General features: G+C 42.9%; 20 protein-coding genes and 1 pseudogene. 19 read left to right on the forward strand and 2 right to left on the reverse strand.

The window, feature by feature from the left end:
- The first annotated feature begins 51 nt into the window (after positions 1-51).
- The 8 genes from ACOMG9_RS14240 (at position 52) to ACOMG9_RS14275 (ending at position 10,489) form a co-directional block, all read left to right on the forward strand.
- On the forward strand, positions 52-546 hold the full coding sequence (locus ACOMG9_RS14240) for a hypothetical protein (protein ID WP_448217352.1): 495 nt from the start codon (positions 52-54) through the stop codon (positions 544-546).
- Complete coding sequence (locus tag ACOMG9_RS14245; RefSeq protein ID WP_448217353.1) at positions 543-842, forward strand: nucleotidyltransferase domain-containing protein; 300 nt, start codon at positions 543-545, stop codon at positions 840-842. Before ACOMG9_RS14240 ends, ACOMG9_RS14245 begins: the two co-directional genes overlap by 4 nt.
- Before the next feature lie 232 nt (positions 843-1,074).
- Positions 1,075-2,217, forward strand: a complete 1,143-nt coding sequence (locus tag ACOMG9_RS14250) for a hypothetical protein (RefSeq protein WP_448217354.1) — start codon at positions 1,075-1,077, stop codon at positions 2,215-2,217.
- 18 nt (positions 2,218-2,235) lie between these two features.
- Positions 2,236-3,513: a nucleotide sugar dehydrogenase gene (locus tag ACOMG9_RS14255; protein WP_448217355.1), complete on the forward strand. Its 1,278-nt coding sequence runs from the start codon at positions 2,236-2,238 to the stop codon at positions 3,511-3,513.
- Between the two features lie 54 nt (positions 3,514-3,567).
- Positions 3,568-6,303, forward strand: coding sequence for a glycosyltransferase (locus ACOMG9_RS14260; protein WP_448217356.1), 2,736 nt, complete (start codon positions 3,568-3,570; stop codon positions 6,301-6,303).
- A gap of 7 nt (positions 6,304-6,310) precedes the next feature.
- A complete protein-coding gene (locus ACOMG9_RS14265; RefSeq protein WP_448217357.1) occupies positions 6,311-7,759 on the forward strand; it encodes a hypothetical protein in 1,449 nt (482 codons plus the stop codon).
- Positions 7,760-7,981: 222 nt separating this feature from the next.
- Positions 7,982-9,331 carry a phosphoglucosamine mutase gene (gene glmM, locus ACOMG9_RS14270; protein WP_448217358.1) on the forward strand — a complete coding sequence of 450 codons (1,350 nt, stop codon included), beginning with the start codon at positions 7,982-7,984 and terminating at the stop codon, positions 9,329-9,331.
- A 6-nt stretch (positions 9,332-9,337) separates the two neighbouring features.
- Positions 9,338-10,489, forward strand: a complete 1,152-nt coding sequence (locus tag ACOMG9_RS14275; RefSeq protein WP_448217359.1) for a glycosyltransferase — start codon at positions 9,338-9,340, stop codon at positions 10,487-10,489.
- A gap of 394 nt (positions 10,490-10,883) precedes the next feature.
- Here ACOMG9_RS14275 and ACOMG9_RS14280 read toward each other — a convergent pair whose 3' ends face one another.
- On the reverse strand, positions 10,884-11,369 hold the full coding sequence (locus tag ACOMG9_RS14280; protein WP_448217360.1) for a DUF29 domain-containing protein: 486 nt from the start codon (positions 11,367-11,369) through the stop codon (positions 10,884-10,886).
- Between the two features lie 269 nt (positions 11,370-11,638).
- Between ACOMG9_RS14280 and ACOMG9_RS14285 the strand changes: the two are divergent.
- Positions 11,639-11,919 (forward strand): annotated as a pseudogene (locus ACOMG9_RS14285) (ISAs1 family transposase); the annotation flags it as partial.
- Here ACOMG9_RS14285 and ACOMG9_RS14290 read toward each other — a convergent pair.
- Entirely contained in the window at positions 11,830-12,066 is a 237-nt protein-coding gene (locus ACOMG9_RS14290) for a hypothetical protein (RefSeq protein ID WP_448218683.1), read from the reverse strand. The pseudogene ACOMG9_RS14285 and the gene ACOMG9_RS14290 sit on opposite strands and share 90 nt — an antisense overlap.
- Positions 12,067-12,181: 115 nt before the next feature.
- Here ACOMG9_RS14290 and ACOMG9_RS14295 point away from each other — a divergent pair, with 115 nt between their 5' ends.
- The 10 genes from ACOMG9_RS14295 (at position 12,182) to ACOMG9_RS14340 (ending at position 18,509) form a co-directional block, all read left to right on the forward strand.
- Positions 12,182-12,436, forward strand: a complete 255-nt coding sequence (locus ACOMG9_RS14295) for a BrnT family toxin (protein WP_494528987.1) — start codon at positions 12,182-12,184, stop codon at positions 12,434-12,436.
- Positions 12,433-12,657, forward strand: a complete 225-nt coding sequence (locus tag ACOMG9_RS14300; RefSeq protein ID WP_448217362.1) for a CopG family antitoxin — start codon at positions 12,433-12,435, stop codon at positions 12,655-12,657. The genes ACOMG9_RS14295 and ACOMG9_RS14300 overlap by 4 nt, the downstream gene beginning before the upstream one ends.
- A 48-nt stretch (positions 12,658-12,705) precedes the next feature.
- Positions 12,706-12,819 carry a DUF4160 domain-containing protein gene (locus ACOMG9_RS14305; protein ID WP_448217363.1) on the forward strand — a complete coding sequence of 38 codons (114 nt, stop codon included), beginning with the start codon at positions 12,706-12,708 and terminating at the stop codon, positions 12,817-12,819.
- 629 nt (positions 12,820-13,448) lie between these two features.
- A complete protein-coding gene (locus ACOMG9_RS14310) occupies positions 13,449-13,754 on the forward strand; it encodes a HigA family addiction module antitoxin (protein ID WP_448217364.1) in 306 nt (101 codons plus the stop codon).
- Positions 13,755-14,234: 480 nt separating this feature from the next.
- Complete coding sequence (locus ACOMG9_RS14315; RefSeq protein ID WP_422138243.1) at positions 14,235-14,669, forward strand: nucleotidyltransferase substrate binding protein; 435 nt, start codon at positions 14,235-14,237, stop codon at positions 14,667-14,669.
- Positions 14,662-14,976 (forward strand): nucleotidyltransferase domain-containing protein, encoded by a 315-nt coding sequence (locus ACOMG9_RS14320; protein WP_422134137.1) that lies wholly within the window; start codon positions 14,662-14,664, stop codon positions 14,974-14,976. The genes ACOMG9_RS14315 and ACOMG9_RS14320 overlap by 8 nt, the downstream gene beginning before the upstream one ends.
- A gap of 248 nt (positions 14,977-15,224) precedes the next feature.
- The gene (locus ACOMG9_RS14325; protein WP_448217365.1) at positions 15,225-15,485 is read left to right on the forward strand and encodes an adenylyl-sulfate kinase; all 261 of its coding nucleotides are present in this window, start codon (positions 15,225-15,227) and stop codon (positions 15,483-15,485) included.
- Positions 15,486-15,602: 117 nt separating this feature from the next.
- The gene (locus tag ACOMG9_RS14330; RefSeq protein ID WP_448217366.1) at positions 15,603-16,022 is read left to right on the forward strand and encodes a nucleotidyltransferase substrate binding protein; all 420 of its coding nucleotides are present in this window, start codon (positions 15,603-15,605) and stop codon (positions 16,020-16,022) included.
- Positions 16,022-16,324 carry a nucleotidyltransferase domain-containing protein gene (locus ACOMG9_RS14335; RefSeq protein ID WP_448217367.1) on the forward strand — a complete coding sequence of 101 codons (303 nt, stop codon included), beginning with the start codon at positions 16,022-16,024 and terminating at the stop codon, positions 16,322-16,324. Before ACOMG9_RS14330 ends, ACOMG9_RS14335 begins: the two co-directional genes overlap by 1 nt.
- Positions 16,325-16,511: 187 nt before the next feature.
- Positions 16,512-18,509, forward strand: a complete 1,998-nt coding sequence (locus ACOMG9_RS14340; protein WP_448217368.1) for a capsule polysaccharide biogenesis protein — start codon at positions 16,512-16,514, stop codon at positions 18,507-18,509.
- The last annotated feature ends 176 nt before the right edge of the window (positions 18,510-18,685 follow it).

Genomic DNA, 18,685 nt, shown 5'->3' on the forward strand with positions numbered 1-18,685 from the left:
CAATCTTGGCAGCATACTGGGTTCAAAGCCTTCTGAACCTTGAGACGAACAATGCCACTCAATACAAAATATCTATCTCTTTTTGAGCAAAACTGGTCTGAATCTCAAATAGCCGTTAAACGCATGAAAGCTTCACTCAGGAGGCTTGAAGAGCACTTTCCATTGACTGCTCAGGCACTCAAGTCGGAAGATGAAGCGCTATTTGAAAAACTCGACGCTTTCAGAGTTCGATTTGCAGGCCTGCAAGACTGTATTGGCAACAAGCTCTTCAGAAACTTACTACGAATGGAAGATGAAGAAGGCTTGAATATGGCAGATACGTTATCTCGGATGGAAAAGCGACATATCCTGAGTTCTGCTGACAGCTGGCGGAAAATGCGTGAAATTCGCAATGTATTTTCTCACGACTACCCGGAAGCTGAATCACAACGGGCTGAAGCTCTCAACATGGCATGGGCTGTGGCTCCCGAACTGATTAAAATCACCGATCAGATCGAAGCTTACCTACTCAAGCTCCACAATTTAAAGTTAGGTGGTGACAATTGAGAATCAGTCCAAAGCAGAAAAACGACATCATAGAGTTGGTCAGGAAAGAGCTCAGCGAGCAGGCCCGGGTCTGGCTCTTTGGCTCAAGGGCCAGAAATGACGCACGAGGTGGCGATATTGACTTGTTGATTGAAGTCGATGGATTGAGCAACCCGGTCGAAAAGAAAATCAACTTACGCCTCGCCCTGGAAGACCGATGGGGTGAGCAAAAAGTAGATATTTTGATTCACGATACACAGCACCCGGAACAACCCATTCACCAAATTGCCAAATTGGAAGGTGTTCGGTTGGTTTAGGGTCTATCAGTTGAATAAACGGGCTACGGTGATACCCTGGCTTTCAACACACGACAAGGTGTCACCTCTTTTAATGGACTGGTAGAAAACCCAGTTCAGATTGAATTAACCAACGGCCAAGTAATTTATATTTTTCCCTACAACAGATAGATCTGATTTCTGAACTCACCAACCCTTTACGACCTGTCAAAATGCTATTCGATAGGCTATTCCGTGACTTGTTCTTATTAATATGAAAGATAGTATTTTACCCACTACAGCAAATGTCGAAGACAGCTCTGTCTATCGCTGCACAGTTAAAGTCGAAAACGTAGACAACTACACAGCATTAAAGCTGACTGGAAAAAACAAAGATGGCAGCTTAATACTAAATCGTGATTTAAAAAGCGACGGTGAAATATCAACAATATTCTTTACCAAAGACAAGCCCGAATGCCTTAATATTCAACTAACAAGCAAGTGCAAAAAACCAATTAATACAAATAAGACTATTAAATACTTTCGTCTAGAAAAAGTTGGCTGCACTCAAAAAAACATCAAACTCAATACCAGTCAAGATACTATTTGCGCTGCAATTGCGACTTATCCTGCAAGGCAAAGAAGCTTATTCATAACTATTAATTCATTGATAAATCAGGTTGACTATTTACTCTTGTATTTAAATGAATATCAAGAAATACCACTAGAGATCAAAGAGCATAGCCAACGAAATAAAATTATTTGTATTATTGATGAGACAGGTAACCGCAGAGCAGAAGCAAAATTTCATTGGTTACAAAAAACAAATGGTTACTATCTGACATGTGACGATGATATCATTTATCCTGAGAATTATGTTCTAAGAACAGTATCTGCAATCGATAAGTATAACCGCAAAAAAATAGTTGGTTATCACGGTATTATTTTCAAGAAATATGTAGCAAACTTCAAAGCCGATAGAAAGGAGTTCTATAAGTTCACTGAAACGGTTAAAGAAGACAAAGTCTGCCACTTATTGGGGACTGGTGTTAGTGGATTTCATACTAGCCTATTTACAAAAGTGAATAGCCAAATTTTAAACGAATATCCATATGCAGTAGACCCAGCTTTTGCAGTAATCTGCAAGAAAAACAATATTGAAATGTTATGTTTATCTCATGAAGAAGGGTGGCTAGAGTCATCCCCATACATGCTTTATGGTTTACATGAAGAAAAACAAAATTTCAAAGATATTAAAAATTCAGTTAACAAATTACTAACCAATAATAGCCCTTGGGGAGGCTACTCAATTTTCAAACCCTTTGCATATATAAAACTAAATGCAAAATTTAGAAAACTGATAAATAATCCCAGGCAATTTTTTAAGGACAGCTACCTAGGTAGTAAAATCAAGTAAATCGGTACAACAAACAGTATGTTTAATTTAGAAAACACAAAAATCGCAGTAATCGGCCTTGGCTATGTGGGACTTCCACTGGCAGTTGAATTCGGCAAAAAGTTGGAAACCAAAGGGTTTGATATCAGTAAAAAGCGCATTAATGAGTTGTGCGAATTTGTTGACCATACTCTAGAAGTAACCAGCGAAGAGTTAAAAGCGTCAGATAAAATAACGTTCACTGATAAGCTTGATGAAATTCGTGACTGTAATGTTTACATAGTAACGGTTCCAACACCTGTTACCGAATTCAAAACTCCCGATATGACACCTGTTAAGTCTGCTAGCCGCATGTTGGGTGAAGTGGTAAAAAAAGGTGATATTATCATCTACGAAAGCACCGTTTACCCTGGTGCAACAGAAGAAGATGCTATTCCTGAGGTTGAACGTGTTTCTGGCTTAAAGTTTAATAAAGACTTCTTTGCAGGTTATAGCCCTGAGCGAATCAATCCGGGCGACAAAGTAAATACCGTCACAACTATTCAAAAAATCACTTCTGGCTCTACTCCTGAAGTGGCCGATTATGTTGATAATCTTTACAACATAATTATTACTGCCGGTACTCACAAAGCCCCTACCATCAAGGTTGCGGAAGCAGCTAAAGTCATTGAAAACACCCAGCGCGACGTTAACATTGCTCTGGTAAACGAACTTTCACTGATTTTTGATCGTCTGAACATTGATACAAAAGATGTAATCGAAGCCGCAGGCACAAAATGGAACTTTATTAAGATGCAGCCAGGTCTTGTTGGTGGCCACTGCATAGGCGTTGACCCATACTACTTGGCGCATAAAGCAGAATCTTCTGGCTATTACCCACAAATGATACTGTCTGGTCGTCGGATTAATGAAGGTATGTCTGCTCACGTTGCAGGCAAAGTGGTTCGACTAATGAATGGTAAACGTATCCATGTGGTTGGATCTCGAATCTTAGTTTTGGGCTATACCTTCAAAGAAAATTGCCCGGACGTGAGAAACACTCAGGTTGAAAAACTGGTCACAGAACTAGAAGCTCATAATGCTGAAGTGGATGTCTATGACCCATGGGCCAACCCTCAGGAGTGTTGGCAAGAGTACGGTCGTGATATCGTCAGCAGACCAGATACCAATGCCTATGATGCGGTTATTTTTGCAGTAGGCCATGATCGTTTTGTCCAGAACTATAACAAAAAAGTTGAGAGATTTGCCAAGCCTGAGCGGGTGATTTTTGATGTTAAAGGCGTTCTGCCAGTAGATCAGATTGATGGTCGTCTCTAAGACCGATTCAACCCAAATAACATGCCCCTGTAATGCAGGGGCTTTGAAATACCAGTGGCGATTGCAGTGAAAAGTAATTTTATAGCTGAGTTTAAAAAAATAAGAAAAGCCAAAGCGTTAAAAAAAGATATTATTAATGCGGGGGTTAATAAAAATTACTCCTCAGTGCATAGCTTAATTACCCGTTCAGAAAATAATAATCTTCATGCAAATGAAGCAACATTTTCAGTACTGTGCTCACCTGCAGTTGTACGCACACTCAACGAAGCCAATAACTACTTTGTTCAAGAAAATAAAAATGATAAAGCATACGATTGCTTTATCTACTCTCTGAGAATCAGAAACCGACAAAGAGAAAATATTGATACAGAAATTCTCAGAAGCATTGATGCATGGCAACCAGAAAAAATACAATTACTGGCTGAAAAAGGTTATGAAGCGTATAAACATACACGCTACCTGGCGATTCAGGCATTGGTTCACCGAATTCAGTCAATCGATAAATTCGCTGATTTTTCAGAAAGTATTACACAAACCGTAAATAACTATATGCACACAGGTAAACTAAAGGGATTCTACCTGTTCTACTTGAAGGAAAAGCTATATCAGGGTAGCGAATGTCGTGACTCCGTTTTTGTCATGCTTAGAAAAGGACTCAGAGATCCTTTAATTCGTAAACTGATTATCGCATTTTTGCATCAATACCAATCTCAAAATAGAGAGCTATCTGCCAGTTATGTAGAACTCTACCTGACAACACTGGTAGAAGGTTTAGATTTAAGTTTTAGAGCGCTAACTCTAAGCGATTTATTCAGCTCGATTCCTATATTGCCAGAAGGGGATGAAAAAACACTACTGCTGGCATTAGAAGCCTCAGAATCTAGCGCTGATCTGTCTGACATTGAAAAGCTTTTCTTCAAACTGAAGAAAGCCTCGTCAAGATACTATTTTATTCGATTAGTGACAGGAGTGCGCAAAGAGCAGCTGACCCAGCATTTTGCCAAAAACGCCTGTTTATGGAAAACACCAACTTTCGTTGCCAAGCTCTTCAAGCAGTTATTCGACGGTCAGTGCTACGATCTGATTATTGATCTTTTTACACAGCTGCCTGATGCGCACCGTGAGCAACATCAAATTTTTACTTTTTATATTGGTGCGCTTAGAAATAAGGACCAGGTTAAGTTGGCAAAAGAGCTGCTGAAGGCTGCATCTGCTAAATTGCCTGAACTGACTGTTCTGACCCAGGAGTACTATCTCTATAAAAAGGAAAAGGACTTTGGCAGTGCATTGCAAAGAGCCAAAAAGGTCTATGAACTTCAGCCCGAGAGAAATAAGCAGCGCTGGGCTTTTGCCACTGTAGAGCTGATGGGGGCAGAAGGTGATTTTGAGTCAGCCCGTGTATATGTTGCCAGACATCCACAATACGCAGCAACGCTCCTGCCGCTGATTCATTTTCAGGAAGGTACACTAGCTACCATTGAGCATGAACTGTTAGCCAGAGTAGCGGCAGGGGAAAAAAATGGTGATCTTCACTACTACCTTTCCTACCTCTACTGCGAACGAAAAGCCTATCCGGAAGCGATTGAACAGATTACTGAAGCCATTGAGATCAGGGTTAACCGGCGCAATGCCCTGCACTACATATTGTTGAAGTCGGTTGTTGAAAAAGACTACCAAGCTTGTATGTCATTAATCAGTAACAACCAGCTGGATTCTGATGTTTTATTTGCCAAGTATTATGCACATTCTTTAATCCAAGCTGGCGCTTTGGCAGAAGCGGATGACTACCTGAACCGACGATCAGAGGTATTCAATGCCACGGAAAAGGGTGCCAGCGAGAGAAAACTTTTGCTGGCCAACTCAGCACGGTTATCGGGGGATAATCAAAGGTCATTTGAGCTATTTGCCAGCATTTTTCCTGAAGAGCATCGCTGCTTTACCAGTACGGATAAGGTTTCTCAATCTTTTGCAGTAATGAACCTGAAGTCAACGGCTCCTATTATTCGTGATGATACACAGCCGCTGATCTCGGTGATAATGACCAATTTTGGCTGGTCTGAATATACGCCGGTGGCTATACAATCAATACTGGATCAGACTCACAGTAACTTTGAGTTGATTATTATCGATGATCACAGTGAGAAAAATGCTTACAGAAAGCTGGCAAAGTTTGTAAGAGGCAAAAAGGATAAACGGATTAAGGTTATCAGGCTAAAGCAGAACTCAGGCACATACAGAGCCAAGAACCATGGTTTGTCTCTTGCGAGTGGTGAGTATATTACTTTTCAGGATTCGGATGATTGGTCGCATCCAGAGCGTTTTCAACTCCAATTAATCCGGCTTAACAATAATTCTTCACTTATAGCAACTCTTTGTTCTTATGTAAGAGTCAATAGTCTGAGCCAGTTAAATTTTCAAAATAAAGCATTGTGTCGAAAAGCATTTATATCTTTATTCATGAAGAGAGAGGTCTTAGATAGTGTAGGTTTTTTTGATAGCGTTCGCACATCTGCTGATAGTGAATTCTATTCTAGGGTTGAGGCTTATTTCTCACCTAATATGCTGGATCATTATGAAGCACCTATATACATCGCAAGCTATCATGAAAGATCGTTGACTTCTTATGGATTATTCAGTATTGATCCAATTATAGGCATATCTAGTTTTAGGAAAAAGTATCGTAAATCATACTCGGAATGGCATAAAAATTGTCATTCAAAAAACAGTCTGTTTTTGCCGAAACAACAGAAAAGCAGGGTATTTAATGCTCCTTGCGAAATGATTATTTGAGGTCTTTATGAAAAAAGCAAAAATTTTATCAGTCTATTTTGATGTTATTATTAAAAAAATTCAAACGCTGGGTGATAACTTATCTATTAATGACATTTCTTTTTATAATTCTAGCCATTGGCCGCCTAGAGCTAATTCTACGGCCAGATTGAATATAGCTAATTATAAAGCTCTCGATATGCTATCTGATAAATATGAAATTGAACACTATTATTGCACATCCTTTGATGATAATTTTAAGTCGGCTCTAAGTAACTTTGACTTTGTTGTAATTCATCAAAACGCCAGTAAAAATACTTTTTCTATTGTTCGTGAATTGTTGGATTTTATAAACAATAAAAAAATAAAGGCTAAGTTGATCTTTGGTACTGAAGGCACATGGGGTACCACAAAAGAATTCTTAACAGATGAGAATATAAATGATATTTACTTTGCTCATCTTTTGCTGAGGCATACAGCTAAAACAGACCGTGAAGTTTATGCAGCTAATGATCATATTAGAGCAAGAGTTGAAGAGTTTGAGCTCGGTATTGATACTGATGTTCTTTCTTTTGGAAAAGACGTTAAAGATAGAAAATACATAACTTTTGTAAAAGCTCCAGAAGGTAGAGTAACAAAAAATAATTCTGCAATTGATGATATTATTGAAGAGATAAAAAAAACAAGTCTAGCCGAGAGGTTTGAAATTAAAGTCATTGCCCCGCCATACTCCAGCAAAGAGTATTGGGATTTAATGTCTGAAACAATGTTTTTTGTATTTGTCTCGAATAGTGAAACATTTAGTTATTGTCTAAATGATGCTAAATCTCTCGGAGCAATTACTTTTTACCCAAATCATATGTATTGCACAAAGATTGGAGCAAGGTTTGTTGTTGATAATTACCCTGCTCTAGGGAGGAGATATTCATCTATTGGGAATCTTATAAAGCAAATGGAGAAGATTGCTTCTAATGAAGTTTTACTTAATTTTGAGTCAAGGCTTTCGAGAGAGCAAGTTGTTAATAATTTTTCTATTGCCACAGTCTCTAAAAACTGGGATTTAATTTTTTCAGAAAGAAGATACAGAAAAAACAAACTATTTGTTTTCTCAGATTTTATGAAAATAGAAGATGTGGTTTCTTATTGCAAAGAAAACAACATCGATTTTGCCTTACCATACAGAAATAAATCTATTGTCTCTTGGTATGATCAACAATTTTGTTATGTAGATGCATTAAGCAACATAATATTTATAAAAGATTATTTGTTAGAAGTAGATGGGGTACTGAAAAGATCCTTTGTCATTGATAATGGTGTATTTCAATTTTCATCTGGGGCAGATGTAAAAACGGAAAAGTTTGACGAAACAATGTCTTTTTTTAGTCTAATTACCAGAATTAATAAAATAGGTGAAGTTATTTTGGATAAAAATATTGAAAACAATACATTAAAAAGGGTCGCTAGTTACATAAATTAAATTAACTGGCGATATCAAAATCAAGCAAACTTTCTGATTTATATTTTTTGTTAGGGAGTTCACTAAACCAAGAAAAACTGTAGAAACCGGGGTCAGGTATTAATTCTTGAATAAAGTCAAGGAATTTTGACAATTCAATTTTTCCCGGTTCTTCTTTTCTCAGTTATTTGACACCCGTTGTCTGTGTAAATCTATCAGAACCAGTATTCATATAATTCTATTATGACCAGAAAATACTTCGGTACCGACGGCATCCGTGGCCGTGTCGGTCAATTTCCTATTACCCCTGATTTTGTCCAGAAACTGGGCTGGGCTGCCGGGCGTGTACTAAGCCGCCAGGGCAATAACCGGGTGTTGATCGGTAAAGATACCCGTATCTCCGGCTATATGTTCGAATCGGCTTTAGAAGCCGGGCTTTCGGCGGCGGGGATGGACGTGTATTTGTTAGGCCCAATGCCTACGCCAGCTGTCGCTTACCTGACCCATACCTACAGCGCCAGTGCCGGTATTGTTATCAGTGCTTCCCATAACCCCTATTACGATAATGGCATCAAGTTTTTCTGTGGTGATGGCCTGAAGTTGCCCGATGAGGTTGAGCTTCAGATTGAAGCAATGCTGGAAGAACCGTTCAGCTGTGTACCCTGCAATGAGTTAGGTAAAGCGCGCCGTATTAATGATGCCGCTGGTCGCTATATCGAGTTTTGCAAAAGTACCGTACAACCAAGGCTGAATCTGCATGGTCTGAAGATTGTGGTGGATGCCTCCAACGGCGCCTGTTACAAGGTAGGGCCTGCGGTATTTGCTGAGTTGGGGGCTGAGGTGATCAGCACCGGTATTGAGCCCAACGGCACCAATATTAATGACGGTTTGGGTTCCACCTGTATTAACCATTTGCAGCAGCAAGTGCTGGAACATTGTGCAGATCTGGGCATTGCCTTTGATGGCGATGGTGACCGGCTGATTATGGTGGATGGCAATGGCGCCGAGCTGGACGGTGATGAGTTGCTGTTTATTATGGCCTGCTCACTGCAAGACCGTGGTCTGTTGCAGGGCGGTGTAGTGGGCACGGTGATGTCCAACCTGGGAATGGAACACGCTCTGGCCCAGCGCAATATTCCGTTTGCCCGTGCAGCGGTGGGCGACCGTTATGTTAATGAGTTGCTGCTGTCCAATGGCTGGTATCTGGGCGGTGAATCCTCCGGCCATCTGATCTGCCGACAGGTGACCACTACGGGTGATGGTATTGTAGCCGCTTTGCAGGTACTGGCAGCGGTTCAGCATTCCGGTAAAACCCTGGCGGAACTGAAGCAAGGCATGAACAAGTACCCTCAGCATCTGATCAATATTGTTATGACTGAGCGCCGGGACCTTGCCCGTATTCCTGCAGTGACCCGTGCCGTTACCGAATGCGAGCAGGCACTGGCTGGCTGTGGCCGGGTATTGTTGCGCCCTTCCGGTACTGAACCCGTAGTTAGGGTGATGGTAGAAGGTGAGGATAAGGCAGAAATTACTCAACACTGCCAGGTGTTGGCGGAGAAGGTTGAGCAGGTATTGAAGGTGTTGAACGGGTAATAGACCTTGAATAAGCTTCTTTCCGTTATTATCCCTTTTCGGAAGCGGTCAGGCGATCGGGCTTCTATTCAGCGTCTTGATCAGGCCATTGCCTGTTTTGCAGATCAACCAGATATCGAACTCGTGGTTTTTGATACGGGGCGACAATCAACGCGCTTAAAATTGACTAATGGACAGCAGGACAACCTGCGCTATTTCCATCAGTATCAGCCAGGTGTATTCGCACCGGGGCAGGTCCGTAATGCGGCGGTTGCCCATGCAACCGGTCAGTATATTTTTCTGTTTGATGCGGATTTATTGATCGCCCGGGGAATGGTTGATCAGCTATCAGGCTTTGTTCAGGAATTGACACTGGAAGGGCCGCCGGCTTTTCGCATGTACCCCTGCCTTTACCTTTCAGAACGCTATTCTGCCCATTTTACGGCAGAATTTTTTAAGCCTGTTTTGCAGCAGGCTTTTTACCAGGAGGCGTTTGAGTCCTGGTTTCGTGGTGAAGTATGTAAAGTGGATGGCATCGCCCTGGCCTCCAGCTGTTTACTGATCAATCGTGAATGGTTTCTGGCGATGGGTGGCTTTCGTCAGACGTTTGCTGGCCATGGCTATGAAGACTTTGATCTGATCCACCGATTGGCCATGTATTACCCTGTTGGCAAACGGCCTGCCGATTATCCTGAGGATGTGAAAAGTCAGTTTCCGGGGGATTACCGGGGCTTTCGCCGCTACTTTAGTTATTACGCAGTGCCGCATCTTTTTAAGGGTACATTTCTGCTGCACCAGTGGCACCCAAGGCCACTGACTCGACAGTACCACCGTAAAAGAAAGGAGAATGAAGCCCGTTTTGCCGAGATCCTCAAGGACGCCACGGTGACATTGCCAGAACCTTTACCGGGCTTTCAGGCAGATGCTGAGATATTGGCTGTTTTAAAAAACGGTGTTTTCGACTCTGATACGATACTTTCTGATTTTCCTTGCTGGTTACGGGAGCAACAAATATTGAATGGCTTTCCAGTTGAGGAATATCCCGGTCTGTTTCATTTTCAGGCCGGTGTAAAAAAAAAGAATGGCGGTTTCTGGCGGAAATTGCGAAAGCTAATTTTAAATCCAAGAGCTTTTTTTCAAGATAGTATGTTCATCAGGAAAAATTATGAAAATCCTTGAAACAATTTTATAAGAGGAGCCTAATGTGATAACCGACAACCCCGAACTCCTGAAACTCTTGGAAATCAGGGGCTAACTTGTAACACTCGATGCCACGGGACCTCAGTAAGATATGGTCCAGGCCATAGTCGAAACTGCCTTAATCTGACCGGAAGATTAGGATGTTCATCCAAAAAGAACCGGGGTCAAGTGTTGATTCTTGACCCCCTCTAATCCTGCTCTAGTCTAAAAATGGATTCAGCCATTTAACACCTATTCCTGAAAAGTTACTCTAACTTCTGGCTACAGCGATCAAATCGCAAGCCAGCACAGTCGCTGCAATCTGTTTATCAACGAGCCGCAAAACAGACCATGTTCGCACAGAAAGCCAGATGCAGTTAGCTGAGTAGCCTATTTAATCGCAGGGCAGCCAGTCATCCTCAATAACTTGCCCGAAGGTCCAGGGGCACTCAGGTGTGAAACTGTTGTTATTAAGCTGCTGGTGCTTCTGCACGTAGCGGTTCATTTCTTTAATAGCCATGCGCTTGGCACTAGGGTAAACCTCACGGAGTGTTTTGTCGGTCTCCCGTTTCAGAGATGGATTTCTGCGGAGTAGCGACCCTATGGCATCCCTCGCCCTGTCTATGCTTGCAAACCATTCACGACAATTATATGGCTCCGGCAGCACCGGGTTGATAACTTCTACCTGATGCTGGTATTTCAGCAAATGTAATAAAAGAATCTTCAGATGTGACTCAAGGGTATGATGGTTATTCCCCATTTCCTGTTCCATTGCCTCTAGCAGGTTGGGTATATCCAGTTCGTTAAACCTGTTGTTTTTCAGTAGCTCACGTTGCCGGGCGATCCAGCCGTGATAGTCGGTGTTATAGAGGTTTTCCATGATCATCTCTTAATGTTTAACTCCATTGACCTTCCAACCTAGATCAACTTTTGTAAGTTATCCAGTGATTTCATAATGCATATGCGTGCCTTTGCTGATGCCTGGCCGACCTTCACCTAAGAACCCAATATCCAACAAACTGTTGGACCAGGGAAAACTCATGAACCCCCCTGAAATTATCGACCTGTAGCTTATATTTGTTTTCTTTCTAATACGTCTATGGTCTTATACCTGCACATCAGATAAGGCCTCAGCATGATGCTCACGATTTGATTTCACAGCTCTCTATTATCAGTGACCCTCGCCAAGCTTGGAAAGTCGGCCACAAGCTAACAGACATCTTTTTTTGACCATCTGTGCTGTCATTGCCGACGAAGAAGGCTGGGGTGAAATCGAAGACTTTGGTCATGAACCACTGGACTGGCTTAAGCAGTAGGGTGATTTTGAAGAAGGTATTCCTTCAAATGACACCATAGCGCGAGTCGTGAGTGCCATCAGCCCAAAGCGGTTCCAGAAGTGCTTTATTGACTGGATGAATGCCTGTCATAACGTCTCTCAGTTGCTTTGACCCTTGATAATTCAGAGTGGTTGCGTAATGCATTAATGAGTCCTGTATCACGGACGCTTCATCCTGATGCATGAGGAAGTAACTGATTTCATCCAGTATCAGCCAACTTGAATACAGCAGTTGCTGCACTTATCTCTCAAGCCAGTTTTCCTCTTGTGTTTTTTCCAGCGTGGCCATCAACTTGTTAAGGCTCATGAACATCACCCGGTGTCCTGCCTCCCTCAAGGCAAGAGTTATTGCCAATATGAGTACAGGCTCTCCCGCTGAAGTCCTTGCTGAGCAGGCAAAAAGTATATTTTATGATGAATATGCTATTCAGTTTTATGACGAGGAAAGTTCTGAGGCCGAAGATAGATTTTTGATGGTTGGTGTGAGTCAACAATCCCGTGTTTTACTGGTGTGTCATTGCGAGAGAGACGATGGTGAGACCATCCGTATTATCTCAGCAAGGAAAGCCACTAATACTGAGCGCAGTTATTATGAAGGGAACTTGTCATGAAAGATGAATATGATTTTTCAAAAATGAAAGCCCGCAGAAACCCTTACGCTTCAAAGCTGAAAAAATCAGTGACAATGCGCCTTAGTGAAGATGTCATTGAATATTTCAAAAAAATGGCAGAAGAAACGGGTGTACCTTATCAAAGTCTGATCAATCTCTATCTCAAAGATTGTATGATAGAGCATCGTAAAATCGACATCACATGGCAAGCCAGGACATAAATTGGTAGTCGGAGGTATCTAACCTTCAGCCAAGGTCACGAGGCTTTAGTGTGTATTAATGATGGTACAGTTCTCAATGGCCATCTTCCAAAGAAGACCGCAAGGTTGGTATCTGACTGGTGTGGTGACCATAAAACATCACTACTTGATAACTGTCAATAAGCAGTGGAGCTTCAGCCGCCAGAGCGTATTCCGGGTGCTGATTATGATTAGATTGATAAAAGCTGAGTGGTTATACGATAAAGAAATTCGACTTTCTTTTTCTGATGGTTCCCACGGATTGATGGATTTTTCTCCGTTGCTGTCTAAAAAAACAGCTATGACATTACCCTTGGAGCCTGACCGAGAATAGCGCCCGTAGCGAGGACGGCAGAAAATTGAGGATGAAAATTCGGTTTTGTGAGGAGAATAGCGAGCTATTTGACGAACAAAAGCGGATTTTCAGACCAATTTGCTGCCGCCGCAGTAGGGCAGACTATTCTCGGTCAGGCTCCTTGGAGAGTTCACAGTATTTTTGCCGTTTTTTCCTTGAGTTGGGCGCCTTGTGCTGGCCTAATGGTTTTGAACTGAGTCCAGGTAGCTTGCATGAGAAACTGGATAAGGCAGGTAAGCTAGTCAGGTTTGATGCCGCGTAACCAAAAGAAGAAACTCGGAGAAACCCGTGTGGTGAGACCCGGCAACACAAAACCGGTGTCATGTGTTTGAGCCGTAAACGTCTCAGTTAACCGCCGCATTGTGTTTGAATTTAAAGACGGTGATGCCTATATCGTAAACTATGAGGATTACCACTGATGGCTATACAACCATTTAACCCACCTCACCCAGGGGCGTTGATCTACCGTACCTACATTGAGCCGTTCACCTCAATTACTGCTAACAGAATTGCCGACCAACTGGGCGTGGCCAGAAGTACTTTCAATCGTTTGTTGAATGAAAAAGCAGGTGTTTCACCGGAAATGGCCATTCGATTGTCCGAAGTACTGGGTGGTTCTGCTGAAAGCTGGATGACACTTCAGGAAAGCTTTGACTTGTGGAAAGCCAGGCAAGTGGTCGATACAGCAAACCTTGAACGCATTGATTTTAATCAGGTAGCGTAGCGAAGAGAAGAAAGCAGAGTCAGATCTTGATTCTTGACATCCTTTAACTCTGTTATACTCCGGATTCCTCCCTGCCTTTTTGATTGACTTGAATGTGTCGTAATTATTGGGTTGTAATTTATCGGTGATAACTTGAGAGTGAGCTAGGAGCCTGACCGAGAATAGCGCCCGTAGCGAGGACGGCAGAAAATTGAGGATGAAAATTCGGTTTTGTGAGGAGAATAGCGAGCTATTTGACGAACAAAAGCGGATTTTCAGACCAATTTGCTGCCGCCGCAGTAGGGCAGTCTATTCTCGGTCAGGCTCCTAGTGAGCCTGAATGATGTCTGCATTCACCATTACATCAGCTCTGAAGAGCTAACCGCTGAACAATTGGTGAGGCCATCCGGGAATATTGACACATTGAGAATAAGCTTCACTGACTGTACTAATCAAATTTCTGAGATATGATGGTCTAAATATCAATTGTCAGTAAGACACATGACTATAGACACTACTTTTTTTTCTCGTTGCATCAAGACACTGGATACTGCTTATAACCGTTTACTCGGCTGTGAAGAAGGCAGTATAGAGTACGATATGTACCGTTCAGCCTGTGTGAAAGAGTTTGAAATCATCCTCGAACAGGCTGGTAAACTTCTCCGCAAGTGTCTGAAGGATTTTGCTCATAGCCCCAAGGCGATAAATCGCCTTGTGTTCAAAGAAGTCTTCAGGCAGGCGGGGCAACATAGCCTTTTGTCTGTTGAGGAAACCGAACGCTGGTTGATTTATCGGGATAATCGTAATAACACGGCCCACGATTATGGTAAGAAATTTGCTGAATACACGCTAACGTTGCTGCCAGGTTTTATCGCTGATGCCATTACCTTGGAGAAAGCTATAGTGCAGCATCTGGGAAGAGTCAGAGATGATTGATTTACGAGAAAAAGATCGCAAGTCCGTCTGTGATCTGGCATCGCAGATATTCCCCGTTGGTACCATGCTGTGGGCTTATGGAAGCCGTGTAAAAGGTACTAATTATGATGCCAGTGACCTGGACATTGTCGTTCACTTTCCTGATGAGCAAGATGAGAATGATAGCTTCGCTCAGCTAGCGGCGTTTAATGAAGCCTTACGTGACTCCAACATTCCCATAATTGTGCAGGCACTGTCCTGGTCTGCGATACCAGAGTCTTTTAAAACTAATATTAAATCCTGTTATCAAGAGCTTTGCCTGGTTTGAAGACAGGAAAAGATTAACCCCCTCCCCTGCTCTTTCATCAGCCTGGCAGACTTAACGACAGAGCAATTGGGTAAGGCCGGTCGGGAAACATTAGCACATCGAGTATAAGCTTAACTGGAAGTTTGATGTTACGATGAGAAAATCAGTGTCGAATTCAAAGAGCACACACTTCCTCGCTCAGGCTCTTGCTGAACTGGCACTTTCATGATTTTGCCATGTTACAGCCTCCGAAGCCGGAGCTTCGTCTTATGGAAAATATTGCCTGGCATAGTCACAGGGTTTCCAGAGAAGCACGTTCGAACCTGAAATCGCAAAAGCCCTGCCTGTTCTGGTTCACTGGCCTGAGTGGCTCAGGTAAGTTTACCGTTGCCAACACAGTTGACGGTTTCCTGCATGGACAGGGTTATCATACCTATGTCTTGGATGGTGATAATGTTCGGCGTCGTTTGAACAAGTTAGCACCTCTTGCAGAACTGAGCCAATCATTGCGGCTCTGTGCTGCCTTATAAGACGTTTAATAACCAGAGCTGCTTCGGGTAACCGTTCTTGCGCACCACAATCCAAAAATTCACCTGATGTACGTTTTTCTGTTATTTTAATCCTTTTATCATTGCTGATTTATCCACATGACCCCAACGCCTGATAACCGCTGGAAACAGCGCTTCGAGAACTATCAGAATGCCCTTGCTGTTCTGGACTCCGCAGTAGCTGCTGTTCAGGCAGCACCCGAAGATATTTTATATCGAATCGCCCTGATCCAGTCTTTCAAGTTCAGTTGGGAGCTTGGCTGGAAAGTAATGAAAGACTACCTGAACCATGAGGGTATCGAGGTTCAACCGTCGCCCAGACAGGTTATTAAGCAGGCATTTCAACAGCAGATAATATCAGATGGCCAGTTATGGATAGATATGCTGGAAGCCCGTAATACCATGAGTCATGCCTATGACAACCAGAAGGCGCAACAAGCTGCCAAGGCTATACAGCACAGTTATCACCCAGCTTTAGTGGCGCTGTCAGATTACTTTACCGGGCGAGTGACACCCTGATGTTTGGGCTTCCTGAAGCAACCCTGCAACAAATTATTGCCTGCTTGTCCGGCTTCACTGAAATCAGTCAGGCGGCTATTTTTGGTTCCCGTGCTATCGGCACTTATCGGGCAGGATCTGATATTGATATCGTAATTTGGTTAACCACCGATAACCCTCACACAGTAGCTCATATTGCTGCGGCTCTGGATGAACTTCCAACACCTTATTTGTTTGATGTGGTGGATTATGGAACAATCACTCATGAGCCTTTGAAGGCTCATATTGATGATAAGGCAAAACCTCTGATTTTGGAGAGGTAGGTACCGTAGGCAGGTCTTGTACTACCCAAAGTAACACATTGTCTTATACATTTTCACTTCAGACCTATCGATTTTCAGATTCCAGGTTATTTATTTCAATCAACTATCAGTGACTACCTTGCTGTCTTCTCCAAAACCAAAACCAGCTTTTATCACCCTTTCTCGCGGGATCAGTAAAGCAAGAGAATTGACCGCTCTCTTGCACTGCGATGGCATAGAAAAGAAAAAGCCTTACACAAAAATACAGCCATATCACGTTGTTCTCGGCTGGGGTAAAAAAGCCAACACACAACAGGCTGTAAAACTTGCAGAAAAACACCAGGTACCTTATTGGCACCTTGAAGACGGCTTTATCAGCTACCTGGGCCACCCTGCCCTGGGTGACAAACGCTTTGCTTTGATCGTTGATAAACGGGGCATTTATTACGATGCTACCTGCCCTTCAGATATTGAAGATCTTCTCAACCATCCAGACTGGTTCAGCTCAGCATTAAAAGAGCGGTCTTCAAACCTTCTGACTCTGATTACTGAAGACAAAATCACTAAATATAATCATGAGCCAGTTGATAGCTGGAAGCCTGAAGCTGGAGAGCAGAAACGTATTCTTGTGGTTGATCAGACTTACGGGGACTGTTCCGTCAAATTTGGGTTAGCCGATGACTCCAGCTTTAATAAAATGCTGAATGCAGCTCTTGCGGAGAATCCGGATTCTGAAGTCTGGATAAAAGTTCATCCCGATGTTGTTCTGGGTACCAAAAAGGGCTACCTCGGCAGCAACCTTCCTGATAATCCCAGAATACGCATTCTTGCCGACAAGGTTAATGCCCAGTCGCTTTTCCCCTATTTTGAAAAAGTCTACGTTGTTACCTCTCAATTAGGCTTTGAAGCACTCTGGCACAAGAAAAATGTCGTTTGTTTTGGTGTCCCGTTTTACAGTGGCTGGGGATTAACCGATGACCGGGTTCCCTGCCCTCGCCGGAAACAAACGCATACTATTGAAAGCCTCTTTGCTGCTGCCTGCCTGAAATACACTCGTTATATCGATCCGGAAACGTTTGAACGGTGTGAGCTGGAAGCTATTCTTGAGCTTATCCCCCTGCAGAGAAGATCACGCTGCCAACCCGTCAAAACACTCTATGCGGTCGGCTTCAGCCTATGGAAAAGAGCCTTTTTAAAGAGTTTTACCCGGGCAATTTCAGAGAAGGTTCAGTTTGTAAAATCAGTTCAGCAGGCTGAAGCAAAGGCCAAATCAGAAGATGGCGTTCTGGTTTGGGGTGCTAAACATCATGATTATAAACCTCCATCAAATATTAAGCTTTTCAGAGCAGAAGACGCATTTATTCGTTCAGTAGGTCTGGGCGCAGACCTGCGAAGACCCAGTTCATTGATTCTGGATCAGACGGGTATCTATTTTGATGCTTCACGACCTTCTGATCTTGAAACTGCGATCAATACCATTGAGCTCAATGATAAGCAGCTCGAACAGGCGAAGGCTTTGCGTAAAACGCTGAAAGAGCAAAGAATCAGCAAATATAATCTGCAAGGCTCAGAACAATCCTTGTTTGTGTCAGCCAGAACGGATCAGCGCAAGATACTGATTACCGGTCAGGTAGACAGCGATGCTTCCATTCAATGGGGCAGCCCCGAGATCTCATCCAATCTTGAATTGATCAAGGCGGTCAGAACCTGTGCGCCTGATGCTTTTATTGTTTACAAGCCTCACCCTGATGTTCTTTTAGCAGGAAGAGAGGGACATATTCCTGACAGTCTGGCCTTGAACTGGGTTGACCATGTTGTGGCGAATGGTGATATTTTTGATTGCATAGAGCAATGTGATGAGTTGCACGTCATGACCTCTCTGGCAGGTTTTGAAGCCCTGACACTCGGAAAAACAGTCCACTGCTGGGGCCAGCCTTTTTATGGGGGATGGGGGGTAACCGTTGATCATTTAACCTGCAACAGGCGTTATCGTACGAGAAACCTGGAGGAGCTGATCTATTTTGCGCACTGTTATTACCCCATGTATATCAACTGGCAAACCCGAAGGTATACGACACCAGAGAGGGTTATTGCTGCTATCGAGCAAGAACGTTGTTCAACATCAAAGAGTGGGCACTTTATAAACCGATGGTTGAGCAGAAAACGACGAAAGGTGGGCTATTTAATAGAGGCTCTGTTTAGTTAGATATTTCTTATACATTCAGTGGCATTCTCTGAGATAGCTGAATTGGTATTCACGATTCCCTCCTGAAGGGCCATGTTGCAGCCAGAAAACTTAACTTAAATTCATGACCACGTCGAAAGGACGTGGATTTTCACGTAATGTGTCACAGTGTCATTTCACTCCGTACCTGACACTGT

It is taken from the genome of Endozoicomonas sp. PH6C, assembly GCF_059322965.1.

Excerpts from the sequence above, each read along its gene's own strand:
- ACOMG9_RS14240 (WP_448217352.1), top strand. The coding sequence starts at position 52 with ATGCCACTCAATACAAAATATCTATCTCTTTTTGAGCAAAACTGGTCT.
- ACOMG9_RS14250 (WP_448217354.1), top strand. The coding sequence starts at position 1,075 with ATGAAAGATAGTATTTTACCCACTACAGCAAATGTCGAAGACAGCTCT.
- ACOMG9_RS14255 (WP_448217355.1), top strand. The coding sequence starts at position 2,236 with ATGTTTAATTTAGAAAACACAAAAATCGCAGTAATCGGCCTTGGCTAT.
- ACOMG9_RS14265 (WP_448217357.1), top strand. The coding sequence starts at position 6,311 with ATGAAAAAAGCAAAAATTTTATCAGTCTATTTTGATGTTATTATTAAA.
- glmM (WP_448217358.1), top strand. The coding sequence starts at position 7,982 with ATGACCAGAAAATACTTCGGTACCGACGGCATCCGTGGCCGTGTCGGT.
- ACOMG9_RS14280 (WP_448217360.1), bottom strand. The coding sequence starts at position 11,369 with ATGGAAAACCTCTATAACACCGACTATCACGGCTGGATCGCCCGGCAA.
- ACOMG9_RS14295 (WP_494528987.1), top strand. The coding sequence starts at position 12,182 with ATGAGTACAGGCTCTCCCGCTGAAGTCCTTGCTGAGCAGGCAAAAAGT.
- ACOMG9_RS14300 (WP_448217362.1), top strand. The coding sequence starts at position 12,433 with ATGAAAGATGAATATGATTTTTCAAAAATGAAAGCCCGCAGAAACCCT.
- ACOMG9_RS14310 (WP_448217364.1), top strand. The coding sequence starts at position 13,449 with ATGGCTATACAACCATTTAACCCACCTCACCCAGGGGCGTTGATCTAC.
- ACOMG9_RS14315 (WP_422138243.1), top strand. The coding sequence starts at position 14,235 with ATGACTATAGACACTACTTTTTTTTCTCGTTGCATCAAGACACTGGAT.
- ACOMG9_RS14320 (WP_422134137.1), top strand. The coding sequence starts at position 14,662 with ATGATTGATTTACGAGAAAAAGATCGCAAGTCCGTCTGTGATCTGGCA.
- ACOMG9_RS14325 (WP_448217365.1), top strand. The coding sequence starts at position 15,225 with ATGGAAAATATTGCCTGGCATAGTCACAGGGTTTCCAGAGAAGCACGT.
- ACOMG9_RS14330 (WP_448217366.1), top strand. The coding sequence starts at position 15,603 with ATGACCCCAACGCCTGATAACCGCTGGAAACAGCGCTTCGAGAACTAT.
- ACOMG9_RS14335 (WP_448217367.1), top strand. The coding sequence starts at position 16,022 with ATGTTTGGGCTTCCTGAAGCAACCCTGCAACAAATTATTGCCTGCTTG.